Origin of the sequence: Labrenzia sp. 011, from assembly GCF_003075075.1 — a bacterium.
Lineage (GTDB): Bacteria > Pseudomonadota > Alphaproteobacteria > Rhizobiales > Stappiaceae > Roseibium.
Genome location: NZ_QCYM01000015.1, coordinates 1 through 14,782, shown reverse-complemented (window position 1 = coordinate 14,782; position 14,782 = coordinate 1). Strand labels below are relative to the sequence as shown.

Genomic DNA, 14,782 nt, shown 5'->3' with positions numbered 1-14,782 from the left:
GGGCGCATCGGCCCCGTGTCAGACCAGACGGGCTTCCCAGATGTCGCGCTGCACCAGTTCGCGGGCCACGTCGAGCGTTAGCTGCTCCACCGCCCGGCACGCCCGGGTCATCACCCGGGACGGGTTGGAGACAATATAGACCGGCCGTATCATCGTCGGCTCGACGATGGGTGCCCTCAGCAATTCGCCGCGCCGGACGAAATCCTGTGCGGCGACCGGCGCGAAGATCGTGTAGCCGGACCCACGGGCCACCAACTCCTTGATCTGTGTCATCGCATCCATCTCGACGACGACATTCAGCTTGATGCCGTGCCGCTTGCAGTAGCCCTCGATGGTTTTGCGAAGTCCGTTCGACGGCAGGACCATATCCAGTGTCTGCAACTCCGCCAGCGGCACGGGGGTGCCGGGCGGCGTATCGAGCGGCCAGGCGTCCGGTGCGGAATAGAAGAACAGCTCTTCCTCCATGACCGGCGTCGCGCGCAGGTGCGCGGCATCCGTCAGATCGTAGAGAAAGCCGATATCGACCGTTCCGTCCTCGATCCAGGTCTTCAGGTAGCCGCTCATGGCCTCGACCGCGCGCAGGCGCACCTCGGGCAGCTCCAGCCGCACGGTTTCGGCGAGCGGTACCGACATGACCATGGAACAGGAAGGCGGCATGCCGAAGCCGACCTTGCCCCGGACCACGCCTCCCAGCTCGCGCATGTCGGCGATGCAGCGGTCGAGACTGTCGCAGATCCTGCGCGCATGCTCCACGAACACGTGGCCTTCCTGCGTCAACAGCGTGCCCCGCGGCGAACGGTCCATGAGCTTGACGCCGAGTTCCTCCTCCATCCGCTGGATATGCTGCGACAGCGAGGGCTGCGCGACACCGATGTTGTGCGCCGCCGCCGAGATCGACGGCGAGTCCGCAATGGCAAGGAAATAGCGCAGCTGGCGAATGTCGATCATTCGTCGAACTCGATCACCTGGCGGATGGCCTCGCCCCGGTCCAGCTGGTCCATTGCCCGGTTGATGTCGCGCAGCTTGAGCCGGTGCGTGAGCATCTTCTCGACCGGCAGCTTGCCTTGCCCGTGAAGCGAGAACATCCTCGGCAGGTCGCGCTGCGGCACGCAGGAGCCGATATAGCTGCCCTTGAGGGTACGCTCTTCGGCCACGAGCTGCAGTGCGTTCAGCGACATGCGCGCATCGGGGTGCGGCAGTCCTGCGGTGACCGTCGTACCGCCCCGGCAGGTGCAGCCCCATGCGGTTTCCAGTGCACGGGTCGAACCTGCAAGCTCGATCGCAACATCCACGCCCCCGCCAGTTGCTTCGCGCACGGCCTCGATGGTGTGCTCGTCGGCCTTTATGGTTCTGGTCGCGCCCATCTCCAGAGCCGTCTGCATCTTGGTCTCGAACGGGTCGATGGCGATGATCTCGCCGGCACCGGCAGCAGCTGCCCCAAGGACAGCCGAAAGTCCAACACCGCCGAGGCCAAAGACGGCAACCTTCGACCCCGGCATCACCTTTGCCGTGTTGAAGACCGCTCCGGCGCCGGTCAGCATGGCACAGGAAAACAGCGCCGAGACATGCGGCGGCAGATCGGCATCGACCTTCACGAGCGACTGCCGGGCCAGAACCGCATGGGTGGCGAAGGCCGAAACTCCGACGTGATGGTTCACCGGCTTTCCGTCCATCGAAAGGCGGCGGTGCCCGGTCATCAGCTCGCCCACGCCATGGTGTTTCGCCGCGCGGGTGCAAAGCGCCGGACGCCCTTCGGCGCAGGGCAGGCAGGTGCCGCAGCCCGGCGCGAAGATGCACACCACGTGATCGCCCGGAGCAAGGTCGCCGACACCATCGCCGACCCTTTCGACATAGCCCGAAGCTTCGTGACCCAGCACCATGGGCACCGGGCGCGGGCGCGTACCGTTGATCACCGAAAGATCCGAATGACACACGCCGGCGGCCGCAACGCGAATCCTCACCTCCCCCGGTCCGGGCTCGGCCAGGTCGATCTCGCGCACCTTCAACGCCTCTGCGGCCTCGAAATCGCGCGCCACTCCACCGTCCAGCAGCACGGCTGCTTCAATCTTCATGCTCAACTCCTCCCGACCTCTTGGAGCGCCCCTTGCCGATGCTCCAGCCAGTGGGCGCACACATAGATGAACTCTTTACCCTGCGGTAACGGATTCACCTTGATTTATTCCCCCAGCCTATGCGCTCCGGCGGGTGCGGAAAGCTCTTTTCCAGCGATATAGCCTAAACCTATGACTGGAATTGCACCAAGGTATTGGCGGTGCTTCGCGCTCTGACCCTATGCTCCACTGCATCTCGAGCTCTGGGAGGAAGCATGAGCATTCAATCGAAAACAGCGCATGCGGGCAATGCTGGCGGACGGCAAAAAAGCCTTGGTCTGGCCGTCGCAGGCATGGCTCTGACAGTCTCTGTGCAGAATGCGACGGCCCGGGACCGGACCGAAAGCCGCTGGGGCGCCGACGACTGTGTGCACGCGTTCCTGTTCGTACTCGGACAGGCCCGGCTGAAGGGTGCCGTCCAGAAGATCATCAACCCGATCGCAATTCGCTGACGGGACTGAAAAGGGAGGATTTCAAAATGAAAAAACTACTGCTGACAACGGCGATTTGCGTGGCGATGCCGCTGGCCGCGATGGCCGCGGACAAGCCCGAGGCCCTCAAGATCGGGATGACCACATTCCTGACCGGTCCGGCATCCGTGTTCGGCGTTCCGGCGCGCGACGCAATGGACATCTTCGTCAAGAACCTCAATGCCGAGGGCGGCATCAACGGCGTACCGGTCGAGGTGACATACATCGACGAAGGCGCCGGCGCCGAAGCACTGACATCGGAGTACCGCCGTGTGGCGGAGACCGAAGGCGCCGAGGTCATGCTGGCCTCGATCTCTTCGGGCAACTGCCAGACGCTGGCTCCGCTCGCCGAAGACCTGAAGGTGCCGAACCTGATGTGGGACTGCGGCACGCAGCGCATCTTCGAGGAAGGCAGCTACGACTATGTCTTCCGTCCGCAAGGCAACGCGACTTCCGAAATGCTGGCGGCCGTGGCCTATCTCCTCAAGACCCATCCGGACTTCAAGACCATTGCGGTAGTAAACCAGGACTACGCTTGGGGCCGCGACAGCTGGGACATCTTCCGCACAGCGCTCGAGGTGATGAAGCCCGACGTCAAGGTGGTCGGCGAATTCTTCCCGAAATTCGGCGCGCCCGATTTCTCGACTGAGATCTCGCGTCTTCAGGCCCTGCGGCCGGATGTCGTGCTGTCCACTTCCTGGGGCGGTGACCTCGACACCTTCGTGCAACAGGCGTTTCAGCGCGGCCTGATGAACAACTCCACCTTCGTGCTGCCGCTGGCCGAAAGCTCGCTGGAGCGTCTCGGCAGCAGCCTGCCTGCCGGTCACGTCGTCGGTGCGCGCGGCGATCACTACTTCCTGCATCCCGAACGCCGGGACGATGCCGACTTCCAGAGCTTCATGAAGCAGTACAAGGAAGCCACCGGCGACATTCCGGTCTACTCGGTCTTCCATGCCAGCCAGGCCTTCGCGGCACTCAAGACCGCCTATGAAAAGGCGATTGCAGACAACGGCGTCGACTGGCCGGACGAAGACCAGCTTCTTGCGGCGCTCAAGGGTCTCGAGTTCCAGGGGCTCGGCCGCTCGCTGCACATGCGTGAAGACAACCAGGGCGTCGAATCCCAGCTCATGGGCACCAGCGCGCAGGCAGGCGAATACCCTTTCGCCACGCTTGAAAACATCATGATCTTCGACGGCGAAGGGCTGCTGCCGCCCGTCGGCGAAACCTCTATCGACTGGATCAAGGGCCTCGACGCAAGCTTCGTCGACGGTCTCACGGTCAAGACCTACGAGAACTGATGGCGTCCGGCCCGGCGCTCTGCCGGGCCAACGCGACGATCCTGATCCGCGTTTGGCCGGAACCGGCCAAGGAGAGCGTGACTACGCTCTCCCGTCAAACGCGCGCACGATCCAACAACAAGAGGCGGTCTCATGGACTTGACCATCTTCCTGCTCGCGCTCTTCGACGGGATTTCCTACGCTGCATTGGTCTTCATCGTCGCTCTCGGGCTGACCCTGATCTTCGGTGTGATGCGCATTCTGAATGTCGCCCACGGCTCCCTTTATGCAATCGGCGCCTATGCGACGGTGTCGCTGACCGGGTTCGTTCTTTCCCTCGGGCTCGCCCCGGTGCTTTCCTTTCCGCTGATGCTGATTTCCGCGGTGCTGGTCGGCGTCCTTCTCGGCGGTCCGATCGAATGGCTGCTGCTGCGGCGCATTTACGACAAGCCCGAAGTGCTGCAGCTGCTGGTTACCTTCGCGGTGTTCATGATCCTCGAGGACGTTCAGCGCCTCGTCTGGGGAACACAGCCCTATTTTCAGGCTAGCGCGTTGCAGGCGCTGGGGAACGTGACGCTCTTCGGCGTGACGTATACGGTCTATCAGCTCATCCTGCTGTCGGTCGTAGCCATGGGGCTGCTCTTCGGCCTGCGCTTCTTCCTGCGCCATACGGTCATCGGCAAGCTGATCCTCGCCACCACCGAGGACCGCGAGGCTGCGCAGTCCATTGGCATCGATGCCGATCGCGTCTTCCTCTTCACCTTCATCGTCGGCGCCGTGCTGGCCGGGCTTGGCGGGGCGCTTGCCTCACCCACCACCTCCATTCTGCCGGGCATGGGCGCGGACATGATCGTGCTTTCCTTCGCCGTCGTCGCAACCGCCGGGCTGGGGCAGATCGAGGGGGCTGCAGTGGCGGCGCTGCTGATCGGACTGGGGCGCTCCTTTGCCATCTACGTGTGGCCGGAGGTCGCCGTGCTGGTTCCCTATCTCATCATGGTGCTGGTTCTGCTGGTCAGGCCGCAAGGGCTCTTCGGCACCTCCGTCGCCCGCAAGATCTGAGGACGCGACATGAGCGATATTTCCCAACATTCCCCATCGCGAGGCCTCGTGAAATCCGGTTCCCTGCCCTCCATGCGCGCGCTGCTGACGCTGCTCGCCGTGCTGCTGCTGGCTGCGGTGCCATTCATTGCGCCGTCGATGCAGCTTCTGATCAACCTGGCTCTCGCCAAGGGCCTCGCCGTGCTCGGCGTCACCATTCTGCTGCGGGCCGGTCAGGTCTCCTTCGGCCACGCGTTGTTCTTCGGCATCTCCGCCTATGCGGGCGCCTTCCTGACGGCATCCCTGCCGGGCGCGGACATCGTTCTGGTGCTGATCGCCGGTGTGCTTGGCGCCGCCTTGAGCGGCCTGCTGGTGGGGCTCTTCGTCGTGAGGTACCGGGGCATCTTCTTCGGTATGCTGAACCTCGCCTTTTCCATGATCTTCTGGTCGATCCTCGAAAAGTTCTACCACATCACCGGCGGCGCGGACGGTATCCGCCTGACACGGCCGTCCGTGCTCGGCATGGCGCTGGAACGGGACAGTTTCGAGGCCGTGATCTTCTATCTGTCGGTGGTACTGATGGTCGGTCTTGGCTGGTTCACCCTGCGCTGGTTCGCTTCTCCGGTGGGGCAGATCTTCCAGACCATCAAGACCAACGAGACGCGGCTCGAATATCTCGGCCTGTCGCCGAAGCGCGCGCTGCTGTCGGGTTACCTGCTTTCGGCAATGCTGTGCGGTGTCGGGGGTTCGCTCATGGCGATGACCCAGGGCGTCGTGACCCCGGAATATGTCTGGTGGGTGCGTTCGGCGGAGATGGTCTTCATCGCCGTTCTCGGCGGCGCGGGGTCCGTGCGCGGGGCCTTCATCGGGGCGCTGATCTACGAGATCGTGCGCGTCTATGCCTCTGCCTTTGCCGGCGACATCTGGCAGATGCTGCTCGGCGGCTTCCTGCTCGTAATCATCCTCTTCGCGCCCGGCGGGATCATGGGTATCGCCGACAGTCTCATCGGAAAAGGGGGCAAGAGCCGGCCGACAACAACGAAGGAGGACGCGCAATGAATGCCATGAACAGGCCTGACGCTGCGCCGCCACCGCTGCTGGAGACCCGGGACCTTCTGATCAAATTCGGCGGCGTGACCGCGGCCGACCACGTCTCCATGCAGATCGAAGCGGGAAAGAACCTTGCCATCATCGGTCCCAACGGGGCGGGCAAGACGACGTTCCTGAACATCTGCACCGGCTGGCTCAAGCCCCACAAGGGCAAGGTCTTCCTCGAAGGCGAGGATATCACCCCGCTTCCACCGCGAAAGATCGTGCGCCGCGGCGTCGCGCGGGCTTTCCAGATCCCGCAGTTGTTCACCGAGCACACCGCGCTGGAGAACCTCCTGATTTCCGCCGCAGCGCGGGAAGGGCTGCGAAACCCGCTGCAGAACCTCCACAACATCAGCCAGAGAGACGAGATGATGCATCTTCTCGATCTGGTCCATTGCACGGATGTCGCGGACCGCGTGGTCGTGGAACTGTCGGAAGGCCAGCGCAAGCTGATCGATATCGCCGTGGCGCTGGCTCTGAAGCCGCGCCTGCTCCTGATGGACGAGCCGACCTCCGGCGTCGCCTCCTCGCAAAAGCACGAGGTGATGGAGATCCTCGTCGGTGCGCTTGCCGAGGCCGGCGTCACCTCCGTCTTCGTGGAACACGACATGGGCATCGTCGAGCGCCATGCCGACGAGGTCGCCGTCTGGAACGCCGGCAACGTGCAACTGCGCGGCACGCCGCGGGAAATACTCGAACACCCCGATGTCATCCGCGACGTCATCGGCGAGGAGGTTGCCTGATGCTCGAATTTCGCAACGTGAGCGCTTCGATCGGCATCATCGAAATCCTTCGGGATCTCGATTTCCGCATCGAGCCGGCGGAGACGCTGGCGCTGATCGGACGCAACGGTGCCGGCAAGACGACGCTGCTGCGCACGGTCATGGGCTTCACGAAGGTCCAGGGAGAACTGTTTTTCGACGGCAAACCGCTGACGGCGGTTTCCCCGCCGAGACGGCCCGGCCTCGGCATCGGTTATTCGCCCGAGGACAGGCGGCTTTTTTCTGCCTTCACCGTCGAGGAGAACATCCTTCTGCCTGCCGATGCGGCCCGACTCGGCAAGGAAAAAACCCGGCGACGGCTGGACAAGGTCTACGACATCCTGCCGGAACTGAAGGAGATGGCCGGTCGGCCGGCCGGCAACGTTTCCGGTGGCCAAGGAAAGATGGTCGCCCTTGCCAGGGCCCTGATGCTCGGCACCAAGCTGGTGATGCTGGACGAACCCTTTCAGGGTCTCGCCCCGGCGCTTGCGCTTCGCTATGCCGATGCATTGCGCGCGCTCCGCGACAGCGACCGCAGCATCACCCTCATCATCACGGAATCCAACCCCGCACTGCTACGCGGTTTCGCCAGCCGCACGCTCGTCATCGAGCGCGGCGAAGTCAGCGAAGGATCGATCGATCCCGAAAGGAAAAGCACATGAAACACTTCCCCGTCAGCGAGCGCAGTCTCAAGCTGCCCCGGCCGCTCAACCTAATCGGCAACGAATTCCTGCCCGCCGCATCGGGGGCCGAGATGGATGTGCTTTCGCCGCTCGACGGCAAGCCCTTCACGACTATCGCCGACAGCGGAGCGGATGACATCGATGCGGCGGTGGCAGCTGCGCGCGCGGCCTTCGACGGCGGCGCCTGGAGCAAGCTTTCCGCAGCCGAGCGCGGCCGGCTCATGCTCCGGCTCTCGGCGCTGATCCTGGACAATAGCGAGGATCTCGCACAACTGGAAACCGCCGACAACGGAAAGCCGATCGTGCAGTCTCGCGCCGACATGCAGGTGACCGCGCGCTATTTCGAGTTCTATGGCGGCGCCGCAGACAAGGTCCATGGCGAGATCGTGCCGTTCCTGCAAGGTTACAATGTCGAGGTGCAGCGCGAACCCCATGGCGTAACCGGTCACATCATCCCGTGGAACTATCCGGCCCAGATGTTCGGAAGATCGGTGGCGCCGGCGCTGGCGATGGGGAATGCGACCGTGCTCAAGCCCGCCGAAGACGCCTGCCTCACGGCGCTCCGCATCGGGGAACTGGCCGTCGAGGCCGGGTTCCCGGCAGGAGCTCTCAATATCGTTACCGGCCGCGGAGACGTTGCCGGAAAGGCGCTTTCGGAACACCGCGGCATCGACTTCATCTCCTTTACCGGTTCGCCCGAAGTCGGCGTGATGATCCAGACCGCCGCCGCGCGAAATTTCATCAGTTGCACCTTGGAACTTGGCGGAAAATCGCCCCAGATCCTGTTCGAAGACGCGGATCTCGAGGCCGCGATACCGGTGGTCATCAAGGCCCTGATCCAGAATGGCGGCCAGACCTGTTCGGCCGGCACACGCGCGCTTGTCCACCGCAGTCTCTGGGACCGCGTCGTCGCAGACCTGAAGACGGCATTCGAAGGCATCGAAGCCAGCGCGTCCGATGAGACAGCCGTGCTCGGTCCGCTGATTTCCGCACGGCAGAAGAACCGCGTCGAGCGCTACATCGCCGAAGCGGATGCGCCGCTGATTGCACGCGGCGGCATCGCTGACGGCACACCGGAAGGCGGCTATTACGTTGCCCCTGCGATTTTCGGGCCCTGCGCACCCGATGCGAAGATCGCGCAGGAAGAAGTCTTCGGTCCGGTGCTGGCGATGATCCCCTTCGATGACGAGGCAGACGCAATCCGCATCGCCAACGGAACCGAGTACGGACTGGTTGCCGCGGTCTGGACGAAGGACGGCGCGCGCCAGCAGCGCATGGCGAAGGCTCTGCGCTGCGGACAGGTGTTCATCAACGGATATGGTGCGGGCGGCGGCGTGGAACTGCCCTTCGGCGGCATCCGCAAATCCGGGCACGGGCGCGAAAAGGGCTTCGCGGCGCTTCTGGAATTCTCCCATATCAAGACGGTCGTGAACCATCACGGCTAGGCGTGCCAAAGACAGAGAACCAGGAAACCCGAGGCGGCCCATGCGGCCGGACCAAAAGAAATCCAAGGGAGAAACGAAGTGAGACTTCAGGGCAAGACAACAATGGTTACCGGTGCGGCCTCCGGTTTCGGCAAGGGTATCGCAGAAGCCTATATCCGCGAGGGAGCCAAGGTCGCCGTGGCCGACCTCAACGCAGAGGGCGCACGTAAGGTCGCCGAGGAACTTGGCGAGAACGCCATAGCGGTTACCTGTGACGTGTCGAAGGCGGACCAGGTCGAGGCAGCCGTGGCAAAAACCGCCGAGGCCTTCGGCAGCCTCGATATCGTGGTCAACAATGCGGGCTGGACAAATCCGAACCGTCCGCTGATGGAGACAGACGAAGAGACCTTCCGCCGGATCTACGACATCAACGTGCTGTCGATCTTCCACATGACCAAAAGCTGCGTGCCGCTGTGGCGCAAGCAGGGTGGCGGCGTGATGCTGAATGTCGGTTCGGTGGCCGGCATCCGTCCGCGGCCGGGCCTCACATGGTACAATTCGTCCAAGGGCGCGGTGAACATCATGACCAAGTCCCTGGCAGTCGAACTGGCGCCGGACAAGATCCGCGTTTGCGGCATTGCGCCGGTCATGGGCGTCACGGGGCTGCTGGAACAGTTCATGGGCATGCCGGACACGCCGCAGAACCGCGAAAAGTTCCTCGCCACGATCCCTATGGGACGGCTCTCCGAGCCGCGCGATGTTGCCAACGCCGCACTTTACCTGGGCTCGGACGAGGCTGATTTCATTACCGGCGTGATCCTGGAGGTCGACGGCGGGCGCACTGTCTAATCGAATAAACCGGGCAATTCAGGCAAGAGGAGACAAAAGCCCATGCCAAGCCGCAAGATGCTCGACGCCACGCGCCAGGCCACCGGGCAGACCGCAAGGCCCGAGACCAGTGTCGTCACCGCGAAGATCCTTGAGATCCTGGCTACCGAAGACGTGCGCCGCGTCATGGATATCGGCTGCGGCAGGGGAGACCTTGCCGCAGCGCTGGTGAGACGCGGCTATTCCGTGACCGGTGTCGATCCGCTGCAATCGGCCCTCGATATCGCTCGCGGACGGGCGCCGGGCGCCGAGTTCCTGCACGCGGGCGCGGAGGCGATCCCCGCCCGTCCGGACAGCTTCGGGGCAACCGTTTTCCTGAATTCCCTGCACCATGTGCCGGCCGACCTGATGCCGGCCGGCCTTGAAGAAGCCTGGCGTCTTCTACGCCCGCGCGGCGTGCTGCTTGTGATCGAACCGCTCGCCCGGGGCAGTTTTTTCGAAGCGATGCGCCGGGTCGATGACGAGACCGAGGTGCGGGCGCAGGCGCTTGCAGCGCTGGAGCGGTTTGTGGAAAGTCACGGCTGTGAGACGGTCGAGGATAGCGAGTTGGACCGGGTCAGCCATTTTGGCTCCGTGGAGGCCTTCCTGACGTATCTCTGCGCGGCAGATCCCGCACGCCAGGCAGCAATCGACGCCGACCCCGAGGCCGTGAAGGAGGACTTTTTGCGGTATGCCGAGACGCCGGAGGGCGAGGAGACCTGGATTCTGACGCAGCCGCACATGGTGCGCGTATTGCGCAAGTTGCCGGACTGATCCGGGAGGATCAGCCGGAGTTTGCCAGAATGGCGCGCGCGCGCAGGCGTACCGGCTCGTCCACCATGGCCCCATCCACCGCGATCGCCCCGTCGCCGGAGGCAAGCACTCGACGCGCCCAGTCCTTCTCCGCCTCGCTCGGTGCAAAACCCGCGCGTATCGGCGCGACCTGCTTCGGGTGGATACAGAGCTTGCCCGTCATTCCAAGGCTTCGGGCATGACGGCTGTCGTCTTCCGTGATTGCCGGGTCCGACAAGTCCGCGGTCACGCCGTCGATCGGTGCCGCGATGCCAGCAAGGCGGGAGGCGATTACAAGGTCTAGACGCACCGGCCGAAGCGTCTCGCGTTCATGCTCGCAGCCGATGTCGGCGCAAAAATCGATGGACCCGAAGGCCAGGCGCACGGTGTCCGGACATGCTGCAATCTCGCGCGCCGCGGCAAGGCCGCGCGCCGTTTCGATCAGGGCAACGACGGGATGGCCGGTCAGCCGAGCAATTCTTGCAACGGCGTCCGGGCTTTCGGCCTTGGGCAGCATCACTGCCCCGAAGGGCATGGCTGCGGCCGCCTTGAGGTCGTCCTCGTACCAGGGCGTACTGTCCGGATTGATCCGCACCAGCACCGGCAGCTGCGTAAAGTCGCAGGCGAGTGCGGCCCGTGCCGCAGCCTTGTCTTCCGCGGCCACGGCATCTTCCAGGTCGAGGATGACGGCGCATGCGCCGGACGCTGCGGCCTTGGCAAAGCGTTCTGGCCGGTTGCCCGGTACGAAGAGCGGCGCGCGAAGCGTCTCGAGGCTTACCATGTTGCGATTGCCTCCATTGCAACGGGCCCCTCGGGCCGCGCGGTCCAGAGCTTCATGCCTTCCGCCGTTTCCTCAGCGTTCAATGTGAGATCCGCCGTATCGAACAGCGGCGAGAAACTGCGAAAGCGGAAACTGGAAGGCACGGCGCTGCAAAGATCGGCTGCGTATTGCGCAAGCAGCGTTGCCTGAAGCGGGCCGTGGACGACCAGGCCCGGATAACCTTCCTCGCCGATCACATAGGGCTGGTCGTAGTGAATACGGTGTCCGTTGAAGGTCAGCGCCGAATAGCGGAACAACAGCACCGGATCGACCGGTATCTGCTTGCGATGCAAGCCTGGTTTGGCGGCAGCTGGTTGCGATTGCGGCGTGCCGCTGTCTGCACCGCGATAGACAATGTCCTGCCGCTCGGCGATGGCGAGGCCATGTTCGTCTGAGATTTCATGGTCGACTGTGACGAAGCAAAGCGGCCCCGTGCGCCCCTGTTTCAGCACCGTGTCGCGTATGGTCGAGTTCCGAGTCACCTTCGAGCCGATCCGCAGCGGGCGATGGAACGACAGGGCGCCACCGGCCCACATGCGCCGGGGAAGCGGCACCGGCGGCAGAAATCCGCCCCTTGCCGGATGGCCGTCCGGCCCAAGGTCGCCGGCGGGGACCGCAGGCTGGGTCAGGCACAGGTGGATCAGAAGCGGCGCGTCGGCGCCATCGTCAAGCGGGCCGGTCCGCCCGAACGTGGCATTGAACCGTTCCACCAGTCCCGCCGTCAGGAGCTCCGAGCGGACCTCGGACCGGCCAATCCAGTCCTTCAGTGCATTCATGTCGAGGGGGCTTCCCGTTGCGCTCACGTTCACTGCTCCGTCTCAAGGCGGGGTTCGGGCAGGCCGGGCACCGGTCCGTAACGTCTCGTGCCACCGGTGACGAGCGGTGCGGGCGCCGGGTAGGAAACGGGACCGTTCGGCGTCTCCACCGTGATGCGGCGCAGATGCGGATGAGACGAGAGCCCTGCCATATCGTTCACCGATGCCATGGCGACATCGGCGCGGTCCAGAGCCGCCAGTGCTTCCTCATGGCTCATTCCGGCAAAGGCTTCGGCGACGATGCCGTCGGTCTCCGGCCGGTTGGCGACCCGCGCCACATTTGTCGCAAACCGGGGATCGCGGCCAAGCTCGGGCCGCTGCAGGAAATGCTCGCACAGCATGCGCCATTCCCGGTCGCTTTGAATCGAGATGAGAATGAGCTGCCCGTCACGCGTTTCGAAGGCGCTGTAAGGCGAGATCGAAGGATGCGCCATCCCGACCCTCGTCGGGGTCTTGCCGCCTTCGTGGTTCAAAAGCGGCACGGTCATCCAGTCCGCCATGACATCGAACATTGAAATCGTGATCGCTGCGCCTTTCCCGCTGATGCCGCGGGCAATCAGCGCCTCCAGAATGGCCGCATGGGCGGTGGCTCCCGTTGCGACGTCCACGATGGACATGCCGACACGCGCCGGCTCGGACGGGCCGCCAGTGATGGAACACAGCCCGGATTCCGCCTGGATCAGCAGATCGTAGGCCTTTCGGTCGGCCATGGGCCCGCCCTCCCCGTAGCCGGTGATGGAGCAGGCGATGAGGCGCGGATAGTCCCTGGCAAGCCTTTCGGGAGTGAAGCCGAGCCGGCCGAGAGCGCCGCGCTTGAGGTTCTGCACCAGAACGTCGGCATCTTCCAGAAGCCGGGCCAGTTCTTCCTTTCCGGCCTGGGAACGCAGATCCAGCGCGACGGATTTCTTGCCGCGGTTGAGCCAGACGAAATAACTGGACTGGCCGGCGGCAACGTCATCGTAGCCGCGCGCGAAATCCCCTTCGGGTCGCTCGATCTTGATCACTTTCGCGCCGGCATCGGCAAGACGCGAGGTGGCGAAAGGGGCGGCAACAGCCTGCTCGACGGCAACGACCTTGAGACCGGTGAGAGGCAGGGTCATCAGAAACTCCGCGGCAGACCGAGCACGTGCTCGGCGACATAGGACAGGATGAGATTGGTGGAGATCGGCGCCACCTGGTAAAGCCGGGTCTCGCGGAACTTGCGTTCAACATCATATTCGCAGGCAAAACCGAAGCCGCCGTGGAACTGAATGCAGGCATTGGCCGCTTCCCAGCTGGCCTTGGCCGCAAGATACTTGGCCATGTTCGCTTCCGCGCCGCAGGGCTTGCCTTCGTCGAAAAGGGCGCAGGCCCTGTAGCGCATGAGATTGGCTGCCTCGACCTCGATGTAGCTTTCGGCGATGGGGAACTGGACGCCCTGGTTCTGCCCGATAGGCCGCCCGAAAACCTCGCGCTCGCTGACATATTTCGACACACGGTCGATAAACCAGTAACCGTCGCCGATGCATTCCGCTGCAATCAGCGTGCGCTCCGCGTTGAGGCCGGTAAGGATATACTTGAATCCTTTCCCTTCCTCCCCGATCAGGTTTTCCTCGGGAATTTCCAGATTGTCGAAGAAGAGCTCATTGGTCTCGTGGTTGACCATGTTGGGAATCGGTCGCACTTCCATGCCCGATTTCATGGCCTCCTTGATGTCCACGAGAAAGATTGACAATCCTTCGGACTTCTTCTTCACCTCCGACAGCGGAGTTGTCCGGGCAAGCAGGATCATCAGATCGGAATGCTGCACGCGGCTGATCCAGACCTTCTGTCCGTTGATGACGTAGCGGTCGCCCTTCTTGACGGCGGTGGTCTTGATTTTCGTCGTGTCCGTGCCGGTGGAGGGTTCGGTCACGCCCATCGATTGCAGGCGCAGTTCCCCGGTCGCCAGCTTCGGCAGGATACGCTGGCGCTGCTCTTCCGACCCGTGACGGACGAGCGTGTTCATGTTGTACATCTGGCCGTGGCAAGCTCCGGAATTGCCGCCGGCCCGATTGATCTCTTCCATGATGACCGATGCTTCGGTGAGCCCGAGACCAGATCCGCCGTATTCCTCGGGGATCAGCGCCGCCATCCATCCAGCCCTTGTCAGCGCATCCACGAACTCTTCCGGGTAGCCGCGGGCCTCGTCTATCCTGCGGTGGTATTCGTCGGGGAACTGTGCGCAGAGCGCTCTCACTGCGTCGCGAATGTCCTGAAACTCTTGTGCAGCGTGCTCAAGCAACGCCTTCTCCTTCTGTCCGATCTGCCTGGGCCCTTGAGGCACCTTGACCTGCAACCTGCCGCACGACACGGACCAGCGGAAATACCGGATTGTCATGGGGGGCTATAAGTTCAGTCTATGGCTTAATTTTCGCATATGAGGCTCAAGCTGCCCAAGCGGGAGAAGAGAAGGGTTTGTGGCATTTTTCGCGGTCGACTGCGCGTCGGAGAGTATCGAAGAATTTCCCGGTCTCCATGAGGGCGTGATGATGTAGACGCCCGCCGCTGGCTCAGATGTGCCAAGGTAGGTTTTGTTTCAATCCTATTTGGAGGCGTCGATGTCAGAAGTTCATACAATTGGTTTGGATTTGGCGAAATCGGTATTCCAAGC

The 14,782-nt window shown here is 63.4% G+C and carries 15 protein-coding genes; 9 read left to right on the top strand and 6 right to left on the bottom strand.

The annotated features are described in order from the left end of the window. Nucleotides 1-18 precede the first annotated feature (18 nt). Together DCO57_RS15700 and DCO57_RS15695 are read right to left on the bottom strand one after the other, a co-directional pair. Nucleotides 19-948: a LysR family transcriptional regulator gene (locus DCO57_RS15700; protein ID WP_116699860.1), complete on the bottom strand. Its 930-nt coding sequence runs from the start codon at nt 946-948 to the stop codon at nt 19-21. After that, on the bottom strand, nt 945-2,072 hold the full coding sequence (locus tag DCO57_RS15695) for a zinc-dependent alcohol dehydrogenase family protein (protein ID WP_116699859.1): 1,128 nt from the start codon (nt 2,070-2,072) through the stop codon (nt 945-947). Before DCO57_RS15695 ends, DCO57_RS15700 begins: the two co-directional genes overlap by 4 nt. Nucleotides 2,073-2,326: 254 nt before the next feature. Between DCO57_RS15695 and DCO57_RS15690 the strand changes: the two genes are divergently transcribed. From DCO57_RS15690 to DCO57_RS15650, 9 genes are all read left to right on the top strand, one after another. Continuing rightward, nucleotides 2,327-2,563, top strand: a complete 237-nt coding sequence (locus DCO57_RS15690) for a hypothetical protein (protein WP_116699858.1) — start codon at nt 2,327-2,329, stop codon at nt 2,561-2,563. A gap of 26 nt (nt 2,564-2,589) precedes the next feature. After that, nucleotides 2,590-3,879 carry an ABC transporter substrate-binding protein gene (locus DCO57_RS15685; RefSeq protein WP_116699857.1) on the top strand — a complete coding sequence of 430 codons (1,290 nt, stop codon included), beginning with the start codon at nt 2,590-2,592 and terminating at the stop codon, nt 3,877-3,879. Nucleotides 3,880-4,011: 132 nt separating this feature from the next. Next, nucleotides 4,012-4,917: a branched-chain amino acid ABC transporter permease gene (locus DCO57_RS15680; RefSeq protein ID WP_116699856.1), complete on the top strand. Its 906-nt coding sequence runs from the start codon at nt 4,012-4,014 to the stop codon at nt 4,915-4,917. Nucleotides 4,918-4,926: 9 nt separating this feature from the next. Continuing rightward, on the top strand, nt 4,927-5,955 hold the full coding sequence (locus DCO57_RS15675) for a branched-chain amino acid ABC transporter permease (protein WP_116699855.1): 1,029 nt from the start codon (nt 4,927-4,929) through the stop codon (nt 5,953-5,955). Then, the gene (locus DCO57_RS15670; protein ID WP_244287956.1) at nt 5,952-6,731 is read left to right on the top strand and encodes an ATP-binding cassette domain-containing protein; all 780 of its coding nucleotides are present in this window, start codon (nt 5,952-5,954) and stop codon (nt 6,729-6,731) included. Before DCO57_RS15675 ends, DCO57_RS15670 begins: the two co-directional genes overlap by 4 nt. Further along, nucleotides 6,731-7,411, top strand: coding sequence for an ATP-binding cassette domain-containing protein (locus DCO57_RS15665; RefSeq protein WP_116699854.1), 681 nt, complete (start codon nt 6,731-6,733; stop codon nt 7,409-7,411). Before DCO57_RS15670 ends, DCO57_RS15665 begins: the two co-directional genes overlap by 1 nt. Beyond that, on the top strand, nt 7,408-8,877 hold the full coding sequence (locus DCO57_RS15660) for an aldehyde dehydrogenase family protein (RefSeq protein WP_116699853.1): 1,470 nt from the start codon (nt 7,408-7,410) through the stop codon (nt 8,875-8,877). Before DCO57_RS15665 ends, DCO57_RS15660 begins: the two co-directional genes overlap by 4 nt. Before the next feature lie 78 nt (nt 8,878-8,955). Further along, entirely contained in the window at nt 8,956-9,705 is a 750-nt protein-coding gene (locus DCO57_RS15655; RefSeq protein ID WP_116699852.1) for an SDR family oxidoreductase, read from the top strand. Nucleotides 9,706-9,747: 42 nt separating this feature from the next. After that, entirely contained in the window at nt 9,748-10,497 is a 750-nt protein-coding gene (locus tag DCO57_RS15650; protein WP_116699851.1) for a class I SAM-dependent methyltransferase, read from the top strand. A gap of 10 nt (nt 10,498-10,507) precedes the next feature. Here DCO57_RS15650 and DCO57_RS15645 read toward each other — a convergent pair whose 3' ends face one another. Genes DCO57_RS15645 through DCO57_RS15630 form a run of 4 tightly spaced genes read right to left on the bottom strand, consistent with a single transcriptional unit; the run spans nt 10,508 to nt 14,413 of the window. Further along, entirely contained in the window at nt 10,508-11,296 is a 789-nt protein-coding gene (locus DCO57_RS15645) for a CoA ester lyase (RefSeq protein ID WP_116699850.1), read from the bottom strand. Then, a complete protein-coding gene (locus tag DCO57_RS15640) occupies nt 11,290-12,111 on the bottom strand; it encodes a MaoC family dehydratase N-terminal domain-containing protein (protein WP_116699849.1) in 822 nt (273 codons plus the stop codon). The genes DCO57_RS15645 and DCO57_RS15640 overlap by 7 nt, the downstream gene beginning before the upstream one ends. 29 nt (nt 12,112-12,140) lie before the next feature. Beyond that, on the bottom strand, nt 12,141-13,250 hold the full coding sequence (locus DCO57_RS15635) for a CaiB/BaiF CoA-transferase family protein (RefSeq protein WP_116699848.1): 1,110 nt from the start codon (nt 13,248-13,250) through the stop codon (nt 12,141-12,143). Continuing rightward, on the bottom strand, nt 13,250-14,413 hold the full coding sequence (locus DCO57_RS15630) for an acyl-CoA dehydrogenase family protein (protein WP_116699944.1): 1,164 nt from the start codon (nt 14,411-14,413) through the stop codon (nt 13,250-13,252). Before DCO57_RS15630 ends, DCO57_RS15635 begins: the two co-directional genes overlap by 1 nt. Between the last annotated feature and the right edge of the window lie 369 nt (nt 14,414-14,782).